At 65.1% G+C, this 19,170-nt stretch carries 21 protein-coding genes and 2 pseudogenes; 8 read left to right on the top strand and 15 right to left on the bottom strand.

The annotated features are described in order from the left end of the window. Window positions 1-3 precede the first annotated feature (3 nt). The 8 genes from NMI01S_RS36485 to NMI01S_RS32895 form a co-directional block, all read right to left on the bottom strand. Window positions 4-516, bottom strand: a complete 513-nt coding sequence (locus NMI01S_RS36485) for a DUF6301 family protein (protein WP_369689944.1) — start codon at window positions 514-516, stop codon at window positions 4-6. A 169-nt stretch (window positions 517-685) separates the two neighbouring features. Further along, on the bottom strand, window positions 686-1,069 hold the full coding sequence (locus NMI01S_RS36480; RefSeq protein WP_218021194.1) for a helix-turn-helix domain-containing protein: 384 nt from the start codon (window positions 1,067-1,069) through the stop codon (window positions 686-688). Window positions 1,070-1,143: 74 nt separating this feature from the next. After that, complete coding sequence (locus NMI01S_RS32920) at window positions 1,144-1,791, bottom strand: Rv1363c family protein (protein WP_157126501.1); 648 nt, start codon at window positions 1,789-1,791, stop codon at window positions 1,144-1,146. 57 nt (window positions 1,792-1,848) lie between these two features. Next, complete coding sequence (locus tag NMI01S_RS32915) at window positions 1,849-2,715, bottom strand: MlaE family ABC transporter permease (RefSeq protein WP_063002672.1); 867 nt, start codon at window positions 2,713-2,715, stop codon at window positions 1,849-1,851. A 197-nt stretch (window positions 2,716-2,912) separates the two neighbouring features. After that, window positions 2,913-3,224 (bottom strand): cytochrome C oxidase subunit IV family protein, encoded by a 312-nt coding sequence (locus NMI01S_RS32910; RefSeq protein WP_063002652.1) that lies wholly within the window; start codon window positions 3,222-3,224, stop codon window positions 2,913-2,915. A gap of 4 nt (window positions 3,225-3,228) precedes the next feature. After that, window positions 3,229-3,837 carry a cytochrome c oxidase subunit 3 gene (locus tag NMI01S_RS32905; protein WP_063002651.1) on the bottom strand — a complete coding sequence of 203 codons (609 nt, stop codon included), beginning with the start codon at window positions 3,835-3,837 and terminating at the stop codon, window positions 3,229-3,231. After that, complete coding sequence (locus NMI01S_RS32900; RefSeq protein ID WP_063002650.1) at window positions 3,837-4,607, bottom strand: hypothetical protein; 771 nt, start codon at window positions 4,605-4,607, stop codon at window positions 3,837-3,839. Before NMI01S_RS32900 ends, NMI01S_RS32905 begins: the two co-directional genes overlap by 1 nt. Beyond that, window positions 4,604-5,347: a hypothetical protein gene (locus NMI01S_RS32895; protein ID WP_063002649.1), complete on the bottom strand. Its 744-nt coding sequence runs from the start codon at window positions 5,345-5,347 to the stop codon at window positions 4,604-4,606. Before NMI01S_RS32895 ends, NMI01S_RS32900 begins: the two co-directional genes overlap by 4 nt. Before the next feature lie 122 nt (window positions 5,348-5,469). Here NMI01S_RS32895 and NMI01S_RS32890 point away from each other — a divergent pair, with 122 nt between their 5' ends. Together NMI01S_RS32890 and NMI01S_RS32885 are read left to right on the top strand one after the other, a co-directional pair. Further along, window positions 5,470-6,111, top strand: a complete 642-nt coding sequence (locus tag NMI01S_RS32890; protein ID WP_063002648.1) for a TetR/AcrR family transcriptional regulator — start codon at window positions 5,470-5,472, stop codon at window positions 6,109-6,111. Window positions 6,112-6,204: 93 nt separating this feature from the next. Continuing rightward, window positions 6,205-6,762, top strand: coding sequence for a TetR/AcrR family transcriptional regulator (locus tag NMI01S_RS32885; RefSeq protein WP_063002647.1), 558 nt, complete (start codon window positions 6,205-6,207; stop codon window positions 6,760-6,762). Window positions 6,763-6,795: 33 nt separating this feature from the next. On the opposite strand, the gene NMI01S_RS32880 is transcribed toward NMI01S_RS32885, so the two are convergent. The 7 genes from NMI01S_RS32880 to NMI01S_RS32850 are packed head-to-tail and all read right to left on the bottom strand — an operon-like array spanning window position 6,796 to window position 14,597. Then, window positions 6,796-8,073, bottom strand: a complete 1,278-nt coding sequence (locus NMI01S_RS32880; RefSeq protein ID WP_063002646.1) for an MlaD family protein — start codon at window positions 8,071-8,073, stop codon at window positions 6,796-6,798. After that, on the bottom strand, window positions 8,070-9,194 hold the full coding sequence (locus NMI01S_RS32875) for an MlaD family protein (protein ID WP_063002645.1): 1,125 nt from the start codon (window positions 9,192-9,194) through the stop codon (window positions 8,070-8,072). The genes NMI01S_RS32880 and NMI01S_RS32875 overlap by 4 nt, the downstream gene beginning before the upstream one ends. A gap of 25 nt (window positions 9,195-9,219) precedes the next feature. Then, window positions 9,220-10,335 (bottom strand): MCE family protein, encoded by a 1,116-nt coding sequence (locus NMI01S_RS32870; protein WP_063002644.1) that lies wholly within the window; start codon window positions 10,333-10,335, stop codon window positions 9,220-9,222. Beyond that, window positions 10,332-11,384: an MCE family protein gene (locus NMI01S_RS32865; RefSeq protein ID WP_063002643.1), complete on the bottom strand. Its 1,053-nt coding sequence runs from the start codon at window positions 11,382-11,384 to the stop codon at window positions 10,332-10,334. The genes NMI01S_RS32870 and NMI01S_RS32865 overlap by 4 nt, the downstream gene beginning before the upstream one ends. A 7-nt stretch (window positions 11,385-11,391) precedes the next feature. Beyond that, a complete protein-coding gene (locus tag NMI01S_RS32860; RefSeq protein ID WP_063002642.1) occupies window positions 11,392-12,429 on the bottom strand; it encodes an MCE family protein in 1,038 nt (345 codons plus the stop codon). Next, window positions 12,426-13,736 carry an MlaD family protein gene (locus NMI01S_RS32855; RefSeq protein ID WP_063002641.1) on the bottom strand — a complete coding sequence of 437 codons (1,311 nt, stop codon included), beginning with the start codon at window positions 13,734-13,736 and terminating at the stop codon, window positions 12,426-12,428. The genes NMI01S_RS32860 and NMI01S_RS32855 overlap by 4 nt, the downstream gene beginning before the upstream one ends. A gap of 6 nt (window positions 13,737-13,742) precedes the next feature. Beyond that, on the bottom strand, window positions 13,743-14,597 hold the full coding sequence (locus NMI01S_RS32850) for an ABC transporter permease (protein ID WP_063002640.1): 855 nt from the start codon (window positions 14,595-14,597) through the stop codon (window positions 13,743-13,745). Between the two features lie 607 nt (window positions 14,598-15,204). Here NMI01S_RS32850 and NMI01S_RS32845 point away from each other — a divergent pair. The 6 genes and pseudogenes from NMI01S_RS32845 to NMI01S_RS34565 all read left to right on the top strand — a co-directional run. After that, window positions 15,205-16,104 carry an alpha/beta hydrolase gene (locus tag NMI01S_RS32845; RefSeq protein WP_063002639.1) on the top strand — a complete coding sequence of 300 codons (900 nt, stop codon included), beginning with the start codon at window positions 15,205-15,207 and terminating at the stop codon, window positions 16,102-16,104. A gap of 46 nt (window positions 16,105-16,150) precedes the next feature. Then, window positions 16,151-17,455: a cytochrome P450 gene (locus NMI01S_RS32840; RefSeq protein WP_063002638.1), complete on the top strand. Its 1,305-nt coding sequence runs from the start codon at window positions 16,151-16,153 to the stop codon at window positions 17,453-17,455. 616 nt (window positions 17,456-18,071) lie between these two features. Next, window positions 18,072-18,153: pseudogene (locus tag NMI01S_RS36620) on the top strand (hypothetical protein); the annotation flags it as partial. After that, complete coding sequence (locus NMI01S_RS32835; RefSeq protein WP_063002637.1) at window positions 18,120-18,314, top strand: SDR family oxidoreductase; 195 nt, start codon at window positions 18,120-18,122, stop codon at window positions 18,312-18,314. The pseudogene NMI01S_RS36620 and the gene NMI01S_RS32835, both read left to right, overlap by 34 nt. 177 nt (window positions 18,315-18,491) lie before the next feature. After that, the gene (locus tag NMI01S_RS32830; protein WP_063002636.1) at window positions 18,492-18,812 is read left to right on the top strand and encodes a hypothetical protein; all 321 of its coding nucleotides are present in this window, start codon (window positions 18,492-18,494) and stop codon (window positions 18,810-18,812) included. 137 nt (window positions 18,813-18,949) lie between these two features. Next, a pseudogene (locus tag NMI01S_RS34565) lies at window positions 18,950-19,163 on the top strand (transposase); the annotation flags it as partial. Window positions 19,164-19,170: the final 7 nt, after the last annotated feature.

Below are 19,170 nucleotides of genomic sequence, written 5' to 3'. Positions count from 1 at the left end.
GAGTCAGGCCGCAGACGGAAGCGAGCGCGGCGACCAGACCATCGGCGAGTCAACCCATTCCGGGCGACAGATAGGGTCATCGAGAACGACGTCACTGGCGAAAAACCACATCTGCTGGAGCGGACACCGAACATCGGGCCTGGCGGTGCTATCGACCGACACGCTGGCTTCGGTGCGGTTGACGTCGAGATTCGTTGTCAGGGACGGATACTTGTAGTCGGGGCTTCTGGACTGCCAGCCTATGCGTTCGCTGAACGTGGGCAGGTCGTCAACGGTCCAGGTCCAGTCGAATTGCGTCGCGGCCTGGATGGCGGCGAGTGCGCCGCTCCAGGCCAGGCGCGCGAAGGTGTCGGCGTCGATCCACTCGCAGATTGCCGCCGCCCGCCTCGGCTGGCGCCCGTGCCACACACGGCTTTTCCGCACAGCGGGCCGGCATCCACCGGACTCATCGTCACCCCCGTCGCGGCCCGCTGCTTGTCGATATCGTCGGCATATCTTGATCCGGATGCCCCGCATGCCCGGTCAACGCCTCCACAACCACGACATCGCTGCACCCACCCGGCCCGTACACACCGGCCACGTGCGTACCGACGCCACCGGCCGCCGCGCGATTCGGACGCCCACGACGAGGACGACTAAGCACCGGGCGAATGCCGGAGCCCTTGTGCCACCCTGAGCACGTGCGCTATTCGCTCACGCGGCTCGAAAGAGCGTACGCCAGGTGCCGGACTGTTCCGGTTGCCATGACGGCTTGACCCGATGTGGAGAAATGGATTCGATCCGGTTGAGTAGGTTCGCCCGGTCGTTGACCGGGTGATTCCACACGCCATGGCGAAGAGCGGGCGCCATGGCGAAGGCGAGGGAGCTCTCGCCCTGTGATGTCTGCTCGTGTTCGGTCGACGGCCGGCCAATTGGATTTGAACTGGTGGTACACCGCCGCCTTGGTGACACCGATGTAATCGGCGAGCATCTGCAACGAGGTCGCGCCGACGCCGTGCCGGGCGAACAACTCGAAGGCGGCGACGATGATACGGCGTTGCTCGGCATTGTATTTCGCAGGAACTGCCACGTCAGCACCCGGCGCGGCGGCGGAGGTCGTCGCCCGAAGCCGGCCGACGGGATGCGGCTGGTCATCGGCCCGGTCTATGGCAGCTCGACTTTGCTCGCCAGCCAGCGCCCGCCGACACGATCCATGGTGATCAGCAGGCGGTTGCGGTCGAGACGGGGCTGTGGGTTCGTCACGTTGGTGATCTCGGCGTCGACGAACAGCATGATCACCGCGCGGCTCTCGGACTCGGACTGGACGCTCGCGGCGACCACACGGCCTTTGCTTACCGATTTTGCCTGCAACAGAAGAGGTTTCAGCTGATCAGCGGACTGGCGGTACATGACCTCGAACTCGCCGGTTGCGCCGTTCAAGACGGTCGCGGTGTCGGCGTCGAGGTGGGCGAAGTCGATACTGGTCAACGCGACTGCGTAGTCCTTCGCCGCAGCCAATGCCGCGCGGCCGGCATCCTCGCGATTGTGCAGAGTGCGGAACTTCGATCCGAACACGACGCACCCCGCGATCGCGATTACCAACAGCACGATCAGCACCGTGGTCACCGGCCGCGGCAGCCTCCTGCGCCACGTCGCTACCGCACTGCCCTCGAATGGCTCCGCCGCCCGCGCCGCGCCCTCACTCGATTCGATCGCCTCGGCCGTTGCGACATCGGATTCGGCCGATACCACTGTGTCACCCTCGTCGGCGTTCACGACTGCGGTCTTGTCCATTGTCCTGCCCATCGTCATGTGCTCAACCGTTGTCGCCCAGGCTGTTTCAGCTGGCTGATCGCCTCACGCACGCGATCAGAGGGTCGTTCTCGGAAATAGGATCGTGTACAGCTCGGTGAAGCCGGCGTTCACCAGCATCAACAGAATGATGGTGGCCACGACTGCGGCATTGACCGAATTGGCGACGCCGCCCGGACCGCCCTTAGTGGTCAGCCCCTTGTGACAGGAGACGATGGTGACGATGGTGCCGAAGACCACGGCCTTCACCATCGCCAGCCACAGGTCGCCGACTCGTGCGAACGAGGAGAAGGTGGCCAGATAGCTTCCCGGCGTGCCGTTCTGGATGTAGACGTTGAACAGGTATCCAGCGAGGAATCCGACGAAAGCACTCAGTCCCGTCAGTCCGATGGCCACCGCGACACAAGCCGCCAGCCGTGGCACGACGAGCGCACGCAGGGCCGATACTCCCATGACCTCCATGGCGTCGATCTCTTCCCGGATCTTCCGGGCGCCCAGATCCGAGCAGATCGCCGCCCCTACGGCGGCGGCCAGCAGTATTGCGGTGACCAATGGCGCGGCCTGGCGTATCACGGCCAGACCGCCCGCGGCGCCGGCCAGTGATGTCGCCCCGACCTGACCGGCCAGCAGCCCGAATTGGATCGACATCGTCGCACTGATGGGCAGCGCAACCGCGACGGTCGGGACGTAGGCGGTCTTGGCCATGAACACCGCCTGCTGGACGAATTCCCGAAACGGGAAGCGCCCTCTCGCGATGTCCGCGATCAGATATTGGACAGCGCGCACACCCAGGACGAACTGCCCCCCAACGGTTTCCAGCGACGCTCCAGGATGCCGGCGTAAGTACCCGGCGACCCACTCCCCGATCTCACCGACAGCGGACCGCCCAGCGACCCCGTCCGCGGGCACAGACGGCGCGGCCATCACGGGCCCGCTTTCGCGGCGACAGACTCCTGGATATCGACCATCGATTCCTCCCGAAGATTTCCGGGCGCGAACGACCCAGCGAGGCGCCCCACTGACTGCTCTGGAGCATGTCTCGTTGAGCGAGAATATCACTCTTCAATCGCAAGAACATCAATTTTCCCTTGCTTGCGATCCGCTTTATGACCGCACCGCATTCAATAGAGGTAGATGCCGAGCAGGACCACCCACACGATGACCAGCCATGTATCGGTGACGATCCCGAGCCAGCGCGGGGCACGCCGGACCTCCATGAAGGAGTAGGTGATCACGCGGCATTTGATCATCCCGAGGACGACGATCGCGGCGACGAGTCCTTTGCCGCCCGCGGTCTCATGAGCTTCGGGGGGGCCCGGCGCGAGACGCCAGGTGAGTACGGTGATCGCCGTGAGGGCCGCCCAGGAGTAGATGATCAATCGCTTGTCGCGACGGTGGCGTGCCGGGTCACTGGTATCGGTGAGTGAAACCACGAGGTCACCTCATCAGGTAGACGATGGCGAAGATGACGATCCAGAGCAGGTCGACCATGTGCCAGAACACCGCACCCTGCTCGACGAGGCCGACCCGAGGTCGGCAGGAATTGCGTAGTTCGCGGCCCGCGATGCCGAGGATCAGCATGCCCAGCAGCAGATGGGCCAGGTGAATTCCGGTGAGCGCGTAGTAGAAACTGAAGAACTCGGTACCGACGGTATGCCCCCGGGAGATCTCCAGATACCACTCGCACACTTTTAGCACCGCGAACACCACGCCACACCCGCCGGCCGCCGCCAGCAGCCGGCGCCCGGACGCGACGGCACCTTGCCGGACCGAGATCACGGCGAGGGCGACGAACATGGAACTGGTGAGCAGAACGATGGTGTTTCCGACACCGATGCTCAGATTCAGATGCTGTTGCGCGGCCGCGAAGTCGGCCGCCGACCTGGCCCGGAAGACCATGTAGACGACGAAATAGCAGCCGAAGAAGAACAGATCACCGAGCACCATCACCCACATGTCCGGATCACCGGGCAGGTGGGGTGCGCGCGGGATATCCTTCGGCGCAACCGATTTCCCGACCGAAGGCTCTTCATCCGAGACGGTCATCAGGCCACCCCCTTTCCGGCGTAGAGAGGCCGGGCGCTGCCGTTTTCGGCGCGGGAGGCGTTGTGCAGAATCGGCAGCAGACACCCCACCCACAGCGCGAATACGATGATCGCCACGTAAAAGGTGATCATTCCGTTCCAGGCGAACGCACCCGAGTGAAACACCCACATCTGGGTCGCGAAGACCTCGGTGACGACCTGCCATACCGAAATATAGGCAAACCACTTCGGAAATACCCGGTTGCGGTCGTAGAGAATGGCAATGGCCAGCACGGTATAGGCGGCAGTGAAGCAGCCCAGCGAGCCGTTGTAGGACAACATCCCCAAGTCGTAGAGCATGTGCTGGATCGCGGGATCGCGGCCCGGCCGGAAAATGGCCGTCAGCCAGCACACCAGCAGCAGATGGAATCCTGGGACCGCACCGACTCCCATCCCGGCGATGTAGGCATATGCCAGCACCGGCCCCGACGACATCCGCTTCATGAAGTAGCCGATGATGCCGTTGGACACCGCGGCCCCACCCGCGAGGACCAGCAGCACGCCGAAACCGATCTGAATGCCCAGGTGATGCTTGTCGAACCACTGCTGTACCTGCAGATCGGTCACATCGGGCTGGGGCGGCGGAGTCGCCCGCCCGAAGAAGACGACGCGGATCGACAGCACCGCGTAGAAGACGGCGAAGGTCCAGTACGTGATCCACACGTCGAGTCCGCTTCCGCGCGTGCGAATCCCGGCGCCGGTATCCACCGGGGGACGCGGTGTGGTGGTCACGACACACCCGCTTCGTCCCGGGCCTCGCGTTGCAGGGCCGCGCGCACGACGAAGAACATCACCACGACAAAAGCGGCGAAGGCACTGTTGCGCAACCAGAACGAGATGAAACCGTCCCAGGCCAGCGGGCCGTCCCGGAATACCGCCGCGCCCGCCGACGGCGCCATCGCCACCGCGGTGATCAGCGAATAGGCTGCGACCCATTTCGGGAAAACCGGCTGCTCCCCATCGTCGAAATGCACTGCCAGAGCCAGCAATACGAACTGCGCTACGAGCATTCCGATCGGCGCGATGAACAGGATCCAGGCCAGATCGTTGAGTGTCTGCACCAGTTCCGGACCCCGATCGGGCCGGAAGGCCGCGACGCCGAAGACGATGTTCGACAACGCGAACAAGGTGACGCCGGCGACGATCGCTCCCAGATACGAGAACGCGAAGATATGACTCTGGCCGCCCATGCGCGTCATCCGGCCCATAATCAGGACGAAGAACGGCACGATCAGCACACCGAACAGGTTGAACCCGACCTGACTGAAACGGATCAACGCGGTGTTGTCCGCGTAGAACTGTGCCACCTGCGCCGCGGTCATATTCGGCGACATCGGGGGAAAGAAGCCGGGAAATGCGGCGAACAGCACCAGCAGGGCCAGTGCGATCACCGGCGTGGACCACAGAATGGCCTGCTGGGCACGAAGATTCGTGCTCACCACCGGATCCTCGTTCTCGATCAAAGCTTGCAACGGTTCTCTCCCGTCAGGAGTGCACCCGATCAGCGAATAGACGCCGCCGCGCCACGACGTCCCTCAAGCATCGCAGCCAATCTGACGGTAGTCAATGTTTTGCTTGAGGTAGAATCGTTGATATGAACCATGTTTCGACCAAATCCAGCGATGACGGTAGTCAGAAACGCACTGTTCCGGTGCGCGCGCGCTCGCAGGCCAGCCGGGAGGCCATCGTCCAGGCGGCGATGGCACTGTGGCGCACCAAAGGATTCGCCGAAACCACGGTCACCGACATCGCCAAGGCCGCGGGGGTGTCCAAAGCGCTCTTCTACGTGTATTTCGCGCGCCGCGAGGATGTCCTGCTCGAGGCCGAGACTCTGACGATGGACGACGCCCACCACGCCGCCGAAGCTGTGGTCTCCGGCCCTTACGAGCTGATCGATGTCATCACCGCCGTCATCGAAACCCTCGAACGAGGAGCCCGCATCTATCCCCCGGAACTGGTCTTCGAGACCGTACTCGAGGCCTATCGGCTCGAGCGGCGCGCACTCGCCGGCGGCGCCACCGAGGCCGAGCTCGCCTACCTGTTCCTGGAGCCCTTCCGGCAAGCGCAACGCGACGGTAAGCTCCCTCCCGGTCTCGACGTGGTGCGGGCCGCGCGCATCGCACAGGTGCTCGTCGGCGACGGTGTACGCTACTGGGCCGCTTCAGGGTTCGGGAAACAACCCCTTACACCAGCACTGGCGCCTCAGGTCACCGCCATCGTCGAGGCACTCACATAGGGGCCCGAAAGCGGATAGCCGTGCGAATCCGGGTTGTACTGTGCAGCGTTGACCGGTACGGAGGACGCGCAACTCAGAAGGGTTGGTGGGATTGTGACGTCCAGGGATTGGTTGATCGGGCGTGACCGCGGCAGAGAGGCGTCGGAGCGTATCTACGCCGCCGCGGCCGAACTCATCGCGCGCGACGGTTTCGACAAGTTCAGTATCGATGCGCTCGCCAGGAAGATCCATTGCTCGCCGGCCACCATCTATCGTCACGCGGGCGGTAAAGCGGCGATTCGCGAAGTCGTGCTCACACTGTTTTCCGCCCGGATCGTCGAGCTGGTCAGAAGTAGCATTGATCATCTCGACGGCACGGAGCGCATCGTCACCGCCATCGCCGTTTCCCTCGAGCGCATCCGGTCCGACCCCTTGGGCCCGATGATGATGAACTCGATGATGAACAAGCACGAGGGTGAGTGGCTCATCGAATCGACGATCGTGGAAGGGCTGGCCCAGGAGATGCTCGGCCGCCCCCTACGTGAGCCCGCGGCGGCGCAATGGCTCATCCGGGTGGTTTTCGCGCTGTGGCGCTGGCCGATCAAGGACCCCGAGACCGAATACGACATGATTCGCCAGTTCATCGCACCAAGCTTTTCGGAGAGCATCTGAGAACCCGTGACGACACACCGCGAGTCGGCCGTTTCATTTCGGCGGCGGCACATTGCCCCGGCTCGCCGGCCCACCGTCGTAGCTGCGCGGGCCTCTCGGCGTGGGATCGGCGCGCTGCCGGGGATCCGCACCGGGCGGCGCGGTGGCCGTATTGTCGCCGGGCGGGCGGGGCGCGTTCGCGGCGCCACGTGGCAGGACGGACGGGTCCGGATCGGTACACCGTGCGGTCAGATACGGTTCCGGATAGTTCGGAATCGAGCCCGGCAGCCGGGGCAGGTCGTAGTCACACGAGTACTTCGGGTACGCGCTCACCAGCGCCCACGCGGCGCCGTCGTGCAGGCCGGTGCCGATCGCATCGAGGGTCGAGCCCGCGCGCTGCTGCGGGAAGAAGAACTCCCGCAGTGCGGGCGAGTGCACGTAGGCCATCTGCGAGGTGGTGGTGAGGTTGCCGAGCAGCTCCACCATGGTCGGTGAGTTATCGGCGATGATCGAATCCACTGCGGTGAGAGCGCCGGGGGTGTTGCCGAGAAGTGCCTCGTAACCACCGGTCATCGTCGAGACTCCCGCCATGGTCGCAGACAGATTCTGAGCGGTCGACTGCAGCCCGGGCGCCGTCTCGCCCAGGATGGTGAGCACCGCCTTGCTGTTGTGCAGCAGCGAAGCCGTTTGCGGCAGTACCGAATCCAGAGTCGAGAGCATGAACATGCCGCCGTCGACGACCGCCGCCAGTTTGTCCGGCCCGGCCGAGCTGACGCCGAGCTCGCGCACGATGGCTTCGACCTTCGCCGGGTCGACTTGCGTCAGGGTGCCGTTGAGGCTGCCCAGCAGGCCGGCCAACGTGGTCGGGGTCGAGGTGTTGCGCTGGTCGACCAGAGCGCCGTCGGACAGATACGGTGCGGCATCGGACTCGGGGTGGAAATCGAGGTACTGCTCACCGGCGGCCGACAGGGATGCGACCCGCACGTGCGTGCTGACCGGAATCCGGGTACCGGAGTCGATGGCGGCGACCGCGACGACCCCGTGGCTGTCCGCGTCCACCGAGCGCACACGCCCGATCCGCACGCCGCGCAGGGTGACGTCCTGGCCGGGAAGCAGACCGCCGGATTGCGCCAGCGCGATCCGTACCTGGTAATTCGATCGCATCGGGTTGATCTGGAGCGAGCCGAGCAGCAGATATCCGACGGCGAGGATCAGCACCAGCAGCAGCGCGACACACGAGGTCAGGATGCGATGCTGGGACAGCTGGCGGGCTGTGAACACCACCACTCGCGCCGGTGGTTCCAGCGCGGCACTCACGGAAATCTTCCTCATCGCGGCGTCTCCACTTTGTTCTTCAACCGGTTGAGTGTGTAGCTCAGCGAACCGATGAAGTTGGTCCAATCCGACCCGTCGGGCAGCCGGGCGCCGGGATCGGCGGGAGTGTTCGGATCGGCGACCGCGCCCGCCGCCAGCCGAACGATATCGACGGTCACGTGCGCCGACGAGGCGTCGGTGACCTTCAGGATGATCGGAATAATGCTGTTCAGGTTGTCGAGATCGGCGCCGGGATCGGTGGCGGCGGCGTTCAATCCGGCGGCGAGCATGTTCACGGTCTCGACGATGCTGCGGTCGCTGGTCCCGTTGATCGAGGGGTACGTGGCGAGTTCCTGCGCGATTCGGTTCACCTGCCCGGTGAGATCGACCAGCTGCTGGGTGTTGTCGCCCACGACCTGCAATGCCGGTCCGGCCGCCGACATCGCGTCGTCGATATCACCGCGCTGTGCGGCCGCCGTCGCGCTAAGATCACCGGCGGTCGCCAGGATCTCGCGGACACGGTCCGAGCGGGCCGCCAGATTGTTCACCAGATCGCGGGTCTGGCTGATCATGACGGCAAGCCGATCGCCCCGCCCACCGACCGACTGCCCGAGACTGTTGGCCAGACTCGTCACGTTCTCGATTGCACCGCCATTGACCAGCAGCGATGCCTTCGTCAGCACTTCTTCGATTGTCGCGGCCGCCGATGTCGCCGGCAAGGGAATACTCGCACCGTCACCGAGTGCCGGGGCACCGAGTTCGGGGTGCGCCGGGGGTGTCAGTGCCACAAAGACATCACCCATCGGCGTGGCCGAGCGCAGTTCGGCGGTGGTGCCGGCGGGCAGCAGCACCCCCGATCGGATACGCATCGCCACCACGGCCGTGTAATTCTCGGCCTGCATCGATTCCACCTGGCCGATATCGGCGCCGTTGAGCCGGACCTTGGCCTTGGTGGGCAGGTTGAGCGCATTGGCGAAAGTGGCGGTCAACCGGTAGCCCTCGACGGTCGGCGCCGGGAGCGGAAGCCGGTCCAGGCTCGCCGAACATCCAGTGGCCGACCAGGTGACAGCCGAGACCGCCAGGACGACGGCGACGACGGCCGGGCGGTACCGCTGCCTGCGTTGCCTCGAATCGAACATCGTTCTCCTACTTCGCCTTCGCCTGCTACTTCGGCGGTACGCCCGCGATGGCCGACAACATCTGGCCCAGTCCGAAATCCGGTCCCATGTCGCGCGGGGTTCCGGTCGCGCAGCCGAGCTCTTTCAGGCCGAGCAGATTGCAGGCCTCCTTGAGCATCTGCCCGTCGAGAAAGAACTTGTCCAGACCGACCGTGCCGCGCAGGGCGCCGATGTTCTGGTCGATCGCGTTGTAGGCGTTGTCGGTCACCAGCGGGAACACATCGAGGAATTCGGCGAGGTTGTCGTTGTAGTCGGCCAGTGATTTCGTCGTGGTGCCCGCATTGGCCGCCAGCTTCTGCAGCGCGCCTCGATTGTGCTCCAGCAGACCGGATATCGCGACGATGATCTGGTTCAGTTTCGCCCCGGTGTCGCCGGATCCGAGATTCTGATCGGCCAGGATGTCGCTGAGTGTGTGCAGGCCCGAACCGAATTCGCGCAAGGCCTTGTCGTTGCGCGACGCCGCCGCGGTGAGCGTGTCGAGGTTCTGGACGATCCGGGTCACCGCGGCACGGGTCGCCTGTCCGTTGTCCGGACCCAGCCGCAAGGCCCGCGAGAGCTCGCTCATCGCGTCCCGCAGGTCGTTTCCGTTGCCCGCCGCGATATGTGAGCCGACATCCAGCAGCCCTGCGACCGGACCCTGGCCCTTGCCGTCGCCGCCGAGTGAGGTGGCGAGTTTGTCACCCATCGCCAGCAGGCTGTCGAATTCGACCGGAACCTTGGTGTGATCGAGCCCGAGCACCGCGCCGTCGTGCAGTACCGGCCCCTGCCGGTAGACCGGTGTGAGTTCGACGTGCCGATCGGTCAGCAGGGAGTCCGAGACGGTCACCGCCTGCGCGCCGGCCGGGATCTTGAGCCATTTGTCGACCTTCATGGTCACATCGACCCGGGTCGCGTGATCGGCGATACCGACCACCTTGCCGACCCGCATCCCCAGCACGTCGACGGAATTTCCCACATACAGTCCGCTCGCGCTCGGGAACTGGGCGGTCAGGGTGATCGTCGGGTCGGTGACGCCGGCGATCGGCCCGCTCGCACATCCTGCCAGTGCGGCACTGATGATCATCAGCACCGAAAGCCGCACCGCTCGAAGGATTTTCGTCATTTGCAGTCCTGCAGATAGGTGGGTTTACCGACCTTCTGCGCGTATCCGCTCAGCGCGCACATGAAGGAGTCGATGAAGGCGCCGTCGGGACCGTTGCCCACCAGTTCCTGGCCGGTGCCGGTGGCATTCGCGAACAGCCGCCACGGCACCGGGAGAATCTGCAGGATATTGCGCAGCAGATCGTCGTGTCCGGCGAGCATTCCGGCCATCTGCGACAGATTGTCGAGCAGCTGCTGTATCTCGGGCTGGTCGTCCACCGCGATCGACTTCAGTTCCTGGACCAGACCGGTGGCGGCGTCAAGCAATCCCACGAGGGCCTGCTGACGGGAAATAATCTGCTGCAGCACATTTCGACCCTGACTGATCATTCCCGCCAGCTCCCCCTGCTGGCCGCGCAGCACCGTGGTGACCTGGTCGGTGCTGGTGAGAAGTTGCCCGAGCTGGGCACGCCGGTCACCGATGACCGAGGCGAGAGTCTTGATGTTGCGCAGTGTCTCCGGCACCACGGCCGGAGCACCGCGCAGCTGATCGGTCAGCGCGCTCATCGTCTGGGCGATCCGATCGGCGTCGATTCCGCTGAAGGTGGTGGTGGCATTCTGCAACGCGGTCTCGAGATCGTAGGGAACCTCGGTGTGCGCCAGCGGAATGGTGTTACCCAGCAGATGTCCCGGGCCCGCTGGGCGGAGTTCGACGTAGCGAGAACCCAGCAGTGTCGTCAGTTTGATGGCCGCCCCGGTGTCGGCGCCCACCGGCAGCCCACGCCGCAACTTCATGGTCACGACCACGTGGTCCCCGGCCAGCCGGGTACCGCTGACGGTGCCGACCTGGATACCGGCCAGGGTCACGCCGTCGCCGGCGCTCACCCCGGCCGCCTGCGCGAAATCGGCCCGGTAGGTCTCCTGGCCGAGATGCCGCGAATTCACGAAGACGGTGACCCCGACGACCGCCGCCAGGACGACGAGGGCGACCAGACCGATCCGGAGTGCGCTGTAGTCCTCGAGCGGCCGGGTCGGCCGGCGTGCCCAGATCCGGGCCACTGCGTGTCTCATGACTGCCTCACCTGCAGATTCCCGAGTGTTCGACCTTGCCGCTGGGCGTGCCCTGTCCGAGAATCGTCGCGATCAGCGGGTCGATCCCTGGGATCATGCTGACCCGCACGTCACAAACGTAGGCGTCCAGATAGGCGCCGTTGTCGGTGATGCGCGCCAGACCCTTGAGTAGCAGCGGCAGGTTGAAACCCACGTATGCGAACTTGTCCTTGTTGTCGATGAAGTGCTGGGCGAATCCCGGGTCGCGGTCGACGAATTGGTTCAGTGCCGGACTCGCGCTCTGCACCACGGCGGCGGCCCGGCCCAGGGTGCCGGAGATCGCGTCGATCTGACCGAACAGCTGGTCGCGCTGCTGCGTCAGACCGTCGAATATCCGGTGGGTCTGTTGCAGGACCGTGCGCAGATTCCCGCTCTGCCGCGACAGATCCCCGACCACCCCGCTGAGGTTGTCGATGAGCTGACCCAGAATCTGGTCCGGCCCGGCGAACGCCTCTGCGAGCGAAGCGGTTTCGGCGATCAGCGTGGTGATCGCGCCGTCGTCGCCCTGCAGCGCCCGGACCACCGCCGCGCTGATGTTGTCGACCTGGTGCGGATCCAGCATGCTGAACAACGGCTCGAAACCGTTGAGCAGCTTAGATATATCGAACGACGGTTCGGTGTGCTCGACCGGGATCCGGCCGCCCGGCGGCAGCACCTTGTTGTCGCCGAAGTCCCGCAACGACAATCCGAGATATCGCTGCCCGATCAGGTTCTGGTAGGTGACCGACGCCGCGGTGTTGCCGTAGAGCCGCTGTCCCTGCTGGACCTCGAAGTTCACCTTGGCCCGGACGCCGTCGAGGTCGACCGCCCGCACCCGGCCCACCCGCACCCCGGCCATCCGCACATCGTCACCCGCGTGCAGGCCCGACACGTCGGTGAAGATCGCGGAGTAGTTGTCGGTCCTGCCGCTCACGCTGCGTGCCAGCGTCACATACATCGTCCAGGTCAGGCCGATGGAGACCACCAGGAACAGGGTCAGCACGATCAGTGGTTTGCGGTAGCTCATCGCGGACCTCCCGCCGGAGCCTGATCGGCTGGGCCGGGCCGGACCTCGGCGTTGTTTCCGCGCAGCAGCGGGCCGAACAGGATATCGGCCGCGGCGCCCGGCACACCGCCGAGGATCGAGGCGATCCGCTGCTGCTCCTGCGGACTGCCCACCTCACCGACGTTCCCACCGATAAGCGTGGGACTGCTGGCCGGTGCCGCGTTCGGCCCGATGATGGTGGCATCCCCGGGGGGGCCGCTGGCGCAGCTCGGCCCCGCGAGGTCGCCGTATCGCGGGCAGTCCGCGCGGGTGTACTGCCGGTGCGGTGTGAGCTCCAAAATGATCTTGGCGGTGGCGGTCTGGGTCTGCGGATCCCACATGCCGGAGAACGGTCCGGACAATCGTGCCAGCGAGGTCGTCATCTGCGCGAAATGCGCACTGCCCGCAGCGATCACCGACAACGGATCGGAGAGCTTGCCGGTGATGCCGGTGATGGTCGCGGTGTTGTTCTCCAGTGCGGTGGCCACAGTCGCCGACGTCGTCAGCCCACCCGAGAGCAGGTTCGTCAGCTGGGTGCGCTGCTGTGCGACGGTCCGCAGCGGACCAACCGCGTTGTGGACGGCGGCCAGCAGATCCGGCGACGAGTTCCGAAGTCCGTTCAACGCCTGCGACAGCGTGTCGAGCGTCGAACCAGTGCCGTCCGGTGCCATGGCATCGTTGAGCGCCTGGGAGATCCGGACCAGTTGCGCACCGGCCTGCACCGCTTCGCTGCCACGGCCGGCCGCGGCACGTTCGACCGTGGTGAGGATGCCGAGCGTCGGGTCCCCGGCGGAACGTCCGGCGGCCGCGGCTATCCGGCTCAGTGCGGTGAGCGAGGTCTGCAACCGCACTGTGTCCAGACTCCGATCCTCGGCGATATGGGTGCCCACGGCCAGCGGTGCGCCTGGGCCGTTGTCGACGAGTTCGAGAGCCGGCACTGCGAACACATTGCTCGGCACGACCCGCGCCGTCACCGTCGACGGGATCCCGTGCGCCCGGTCTGGCAGCAGGTCGATGCGGACGTGGTTGAGTCCGCCGACCGTCGACGGTCCGACCCCCGAGACCTGGCCGACGAGCAGACCCCGGTACTTCACATCCGAATTGGCCGGCAGACCGTCGCCCACATTCGCCAGATCGGCGGTGACCTGTACCGTCTCGCGGAACGCGCCCCGGGATCTGGCGATCATCAGGCCCGCCATCACCGCGAGGACGACGATGACGGCGAGTCCGCGCAACAGCAGTTGCCAGTTCGGCACGAACCGGCCATCGGATTCGAAAGCAATCGACATCTGTAGCTACCCACTGATTCTCGCGCCGGCGTCGAAGCCCCACAGCGTCATCGTCATCAAGAGATTCACGAAGATCATCACGGTGATGCCCGCGCGCATAGCGCGTCCGGCCGCGACACCGACCCCCTGAGGGCCGCCGGATGCGTAGAATCCGTAGTAGCACTGGATCGTGCTGGTGAGGATGACGAAGATGACCGCCTTCGACAGGGAATAGACGATGTCGGTGCCGCTGAGCACGATCCGGAAATAGTGCTGGTAGGTGCCAGGCGACGTCCCGCCCGAAAGTCCGGCGACGATTTCCACCGCCAGATAGCTGAAGGCCAGGCAAGCAAGGTAGAGCGGGATCATCGCCACGATCGACGCCAGCATCCGGGTGGTGACCAGATACGGGATGGGACGGATCGCGATCGCATCGAGGGCGTCGATCTCCTCGGAGATGCGCATCGATCCCAGTTGTGCGGTGAACCGGCATCCCGCCTGTGCCGCAAAGGCGATCGAGGCCATGATCGGCGCCAGTTCCCGGGTCACGGCGGTCGAGGCAATCATGCCGGTGGCCGGTGCCATGCCCAGCAATTTCAAGGCGCTGTAGCCCTCGATACCGACGATCGCTCCGGCCGCCGCGCCCAGCACCGTGATCACCTGTCCGGTACCACCACCGACCACGATGGAGCCGTTTCCCCAGGTGACATTCGACAGCATCTTCAGGAATTCGGCGCGATAATGCCGCAGCACCACCGGAATACCGCCCAGAATCCGCACGAAGAAGCTCGCCATGTGCCCGAGCCGCATCACCGGCGTCGAGATGGCATTACCGGCGATCAGTGCCGGGCGAACTCCGGCCGGGTAGTACCGCGAGGCCATCACGCCCTCCTCACGTCACCGTGCCGGGCGGATCTCCCGCCCACCGAGATGGCCTTGGCTGACATGGATCTCAGCGTGAACAGGGCCCAATCCGCGGTCAATACCCATACGGAAAACTGAGGGTGCCCGGTGCGCGGCTCGCGCCCGGCGTTCTCTCAGGCCGAGCTGTTGATCAGCACAGAAGAGGAAGAAAAACCATCATGGATTCTCACCACGAGAAATTTCGGCGAACCGGCAACCGGACGGGCCGACAGTGATCCGCCGCGGGCCGCCGGAGGCGAATGACGATGTCAGCTGCCTGTCGGGAACGACGGTGCGGCAAAGCTTCTTCATCATCGTGAGAATTCCGTCCGGAGCATTTCTACACCGAACTCCAGGTCGCCGCGAATCCGTGCGAAAGCGTGCACCGGCCCGCGGCGGGGTGCCCATTGCAACTTTCGCCCGCACCGTTGACGGACCGGATCGGCGCATTTCAGCCTGAATCGACGACCGAGGTATCGAGCGTGATTTCGCCACCGAGCCGATACCCACCCCGTCCGGCGCGCCGGCTCCGGACGACCAGCTCCCGGTTTTCGGTCCGGAAGGCTCAGAAGCAGATCGGAACGCCATGGCCAACAGCACTTTCCATCCGGAGCTGCGCACCGCGGCTCGGCTGCTCCCCCGTGGAGTGGTCCCGCACCGCGTCGCGCTGCGAACGATGCGGGCACTGACACCGCTGCACCGCCCACGAACTCCCGGCGTGCGGACGGTGCGGGTGCATGATCGGGTCGAGGTGCGCCTCCACCGGCCCCCTGCGCCGGAGGGCAGGACTCCGGCGCTGCTATGGATGCACGGCGGCGGGTACACGACCGGCAACGCCCGGCTCGACGACCACAAGTGCCATCGGTTCGCCACCACGCTCGGCATCACCGTCGCCTCGGTCGGTTACCGGCTGGCGCCCGAACATCCCTATCCGGCCGCGCTGGACGATTGTCATGCGGCATTCGACTGGCTGGCGAATCTGCCGGCGGTCGACCCGTCCCGCATCGCCGTCGGCGGGGCCAGCGCCGGCGGTGGGCTGGCCGCGGCGCTCGCACTGCGGTTGCGCGACGCGGGTGGAGTTCAGCCGGTCCATCAGCTGCTCGCCTACCCGATGCTCGACGACCGCTCCGGATACGGGTGGCCGGCCGGTGGCACCGACCATTTCCGCCTCTGGGATCAGCGGAGCAACCGATTTTGCTGGCGCGCCTACCTCGGCGACACCGCACCCGAACGCGCCGTTCCCGCCCGAGCCGCCACCCTCACTAGCCTGCCCCCGGCTTGGATCGGAGTCGGCTCCCTCGACCTGTTCCACGACGAGGACCTCGCCTACGCCCATCGCCTGATCGATGCCGGTGTCGCCTGCGATGTCCATGTCATCGACGGCGCATTTCACGGCTTCGATTCGATATCGCCCCGGACCGGGGTGGCGAAAGACTTCTTCGCCCGGCAATGCGCCGGCCTGCGCGCGGCACTGACGACTCGATGACGGATCCTGACCGGTAACCGGCGGCCGACTCCCGAAGGAAAATCGAATGACTGTAGTACACAACGTCCGAGGCGCCACCGCCGCGCTCAAACCCGTCACCTCCGCGGTCCGGATGAACGTCGCTGGCGCGGTGCTGAACCGCCGCCGCGGCTACCGAGCCTGGACCGGTGCGACCAACACCGACTACGACCCCCTGGATCCGGTGACGGCGGCCGACCCCTTCGACGCCTACCGGACACTGCACACCACCGGCAGGGTCCATTACAACCCCAGGCGCGCCACCTGGATTCTGAGCAAGCTCGACGATATCCGTACGGCACTGCGCAGCACCGACCAGATGACCAGCACCCAAGGTGTGACGAGAATTAGAATGGCCGCCGATGTCCTCGTCCTGACAGATGGTGAACGGCATACCCAGCTGCGCCGGCAGGTTCAGCCCGGATTCACGAAGAAGGCGCTGGAGAGCTGGCGGTTGATCAGCGATTCGATTGCCGAAGAACTCGTCACCGCGATGCTCCGCGAACCGGAATCCGATGTCGTGCAACGCCTTGCGGTCCCCATGCCGCTTCGCCTGATCGCGGGAATTCTCGGCGTGCCGGACACCGATATCGAGGATTTCCGGAACTGGTCGGAGAATGCGGTCAAGGTCATCGACTTCTCCCCAACCCCGGCCGGATTGGCCGGTACGGCACGGTCGGTCCGCGCGGTTCTCGCACTACGACGTTATTTCCGCGCCCAATTGGGTTCCGGCAATCTCAAAGGTTCCGACACGATCCTCGGCCGCCTGCTCAAATCCGATCCCGAGACGAGCCTCACCGACGAGAACCTCTTCTACATCGCCATGCTGCTGCTGATCGCCGGTAACGAGACGACCACCAATCTGCTCGGCGGAATGTTCGACACACTCGCCCGCCATCCCGACCAGTACGACCTCATCCGATCCGATCCCACGATGATCCCCATGGCGATTGAGGAGCAGTTGCGCATCTCGAGCCCAATCCAGAACCTCTACCGCTACACGCGCGCCGACTTCGAGATCGCCAATGTCACGATTCCGAGCGGTTCCCGTGTGCTGCTGTCCTTCGGCGCCGCCAATCGTGACCCGGCGGCCTTCGTCGACCCGGACCACTATCGCGCCGATCGCAACCCTCGAACGCATATGGCTTTCGGTCACGGCTCCCACATGTGCCTGGGTGCACCACTGGCCCGAATGGAGGCACAGGCGGTGCTCCAGCAACTGATCAACCGCGTCGAACGGGTAGTCGCGACCGGACCCACGACATGGTCGACCAACAGTTCACTGCGGGGACCGACCCGGCTTCCAATTCGCCTCGTTCCTTCCGGCGCATGAAACTCAGCATCTTCCCTTCCCCGCAGCACGGCCTACCACTTCGTGTCTGAGAAGAATGTGCCGGTGCCCACCACCCGGGGACAGATCGAAGCATTCTTGCAAGCGTGCAGGCTTGACGCGCACATTGTTGAAAAACTGATGACTATCCGGTCCGGTCTCACTGGTTACCGCCACTCGGACCGACCCGATTCCGATACGTCGTACCACCAGGTCAGCGCACTATCACCTCGGCCGCATTCGACATATACCCCACGCCAGCGAGCCGAGGTGACGAATTGAATTCTCCGGCGCCAGAATAGCGAACTCCAAAGGCAAATCGACGACGAATGCCTTGTTGAGGAGCTACGCGCCGCACTCAGCAAAGCTGAAATCAAGTCCGACGGGCAAATCTGACGATTCCAAATCCTATCCCGCTTCGGCGGACAGCAAATCCGCAGTTCAACGCGATTTTCTATACGGCGGGGGCGATTGAAGTCAGTCGCGGTCTCAAGTTTTCCTAGTGACATGAACTTCTCGTCCCGTGCCAAGGTGGTCGATCCCCCAGAGCAGGGTTGATCCTCGGGCTGTGGCGGTGAACTCGTAACGGACTCATCCGCTCAAGGGTCGCCGAACAGGTGGGTCGGCCACGGGCGCGGTGCCCGGGTTGCCCACGGGTCCGTTTCCCGTGGCCGCCCGCCGAACCGGACGTGCGGCTCTCAACGGCCCCACCGAACTGGCCAAGGCGTACCTGTTCCTCGCCTCCGACGACTCGCGCGGCATCAACGGCGAGGTGATCCGGGTCCACGGCGGCCTGCTCGCCCACCAGCCGTTCGTCCCGGACATGCGCAACCTCGGAATGACCACGGCCGAAAGCCAGTGACCCCCGACCTGTCGAACCCCGACCTGCCCTGATCCACTCCACCATCGGTTCGACAGCATCCGCATACGGCCCCGGGGAGCCCCTCCGCTTCTCCGGGTCCGGCCTGCGCTCCGCCCGCACCCGAAAGCGTTCCCGCCGAGTGCGATTCGCACGTCGCTACCGAACAGGGCACCGAAGATGACGACCTTTCAACCGAACCGGCAGGCCATCACCGCCGAGCGGGGCATCCCCGCGCACCATCGACGGCCTCACCCGCGCGAGCGGATCCCGGCAGGACCGCAGGCCCGGCGCGGGCCCCGGCCAGATGCCTGGCAGATCGTGGAGTTCGCCGAGGCGTGGTCACCTTTCGGCGGCCCGCCGGACGAGGAGTTGTTCGTGCGATTCGGCATGAGCCGCTCCCGGTTCGCCGAAGTCCTCGCCGAGTCGGTCCAGCAGATCACCCGCCAATTGCGCCCGGGGCAACGCCGTTCCCCGGCTCGTGGACGGCGCCTCCGATAATCGCAGACGGATCGGACATCGACCGAACCTCGGTCGAGTGGAGGGCATCGGCACTCATGACGTGCAGTCACGATCGGTAACCCTGTCTACTCGTGGACTGGGGTATTCGACTTCGATCTCCTCGAAGACAGGTCCAGCCGATCGAGGTGAAGGTTCCTCGGGACACCGCCCGCACCGTTCGGGCCGCAGATCGTCCGCAAACGCCAGCGCAGGCTGACCGGGGTGGATGAGATGGTGCTGTCGCTGTCGGCCAAGGGCCTGACCCGCGGTGAGATCAGCGCGCATCTTGCCGAGGTCTATGGCGCCGAGGTTTCACGGCAGTCCCTCTCGGTCATCACTGATCGAGCGTTGTTCGATG

Source organism: Nocardia mikamii NBRC 108933 (assembly GCF_001613505.1).
GTDB lineage: Bacteria > Actinomycetota > Actinomycetes > Mycobacteriales > Mycobacteriaceae > Nocardia > Nocardia mikamii.
This window is presented reverse-complemented; position numbering and strand designations above follow the sequence as displayed.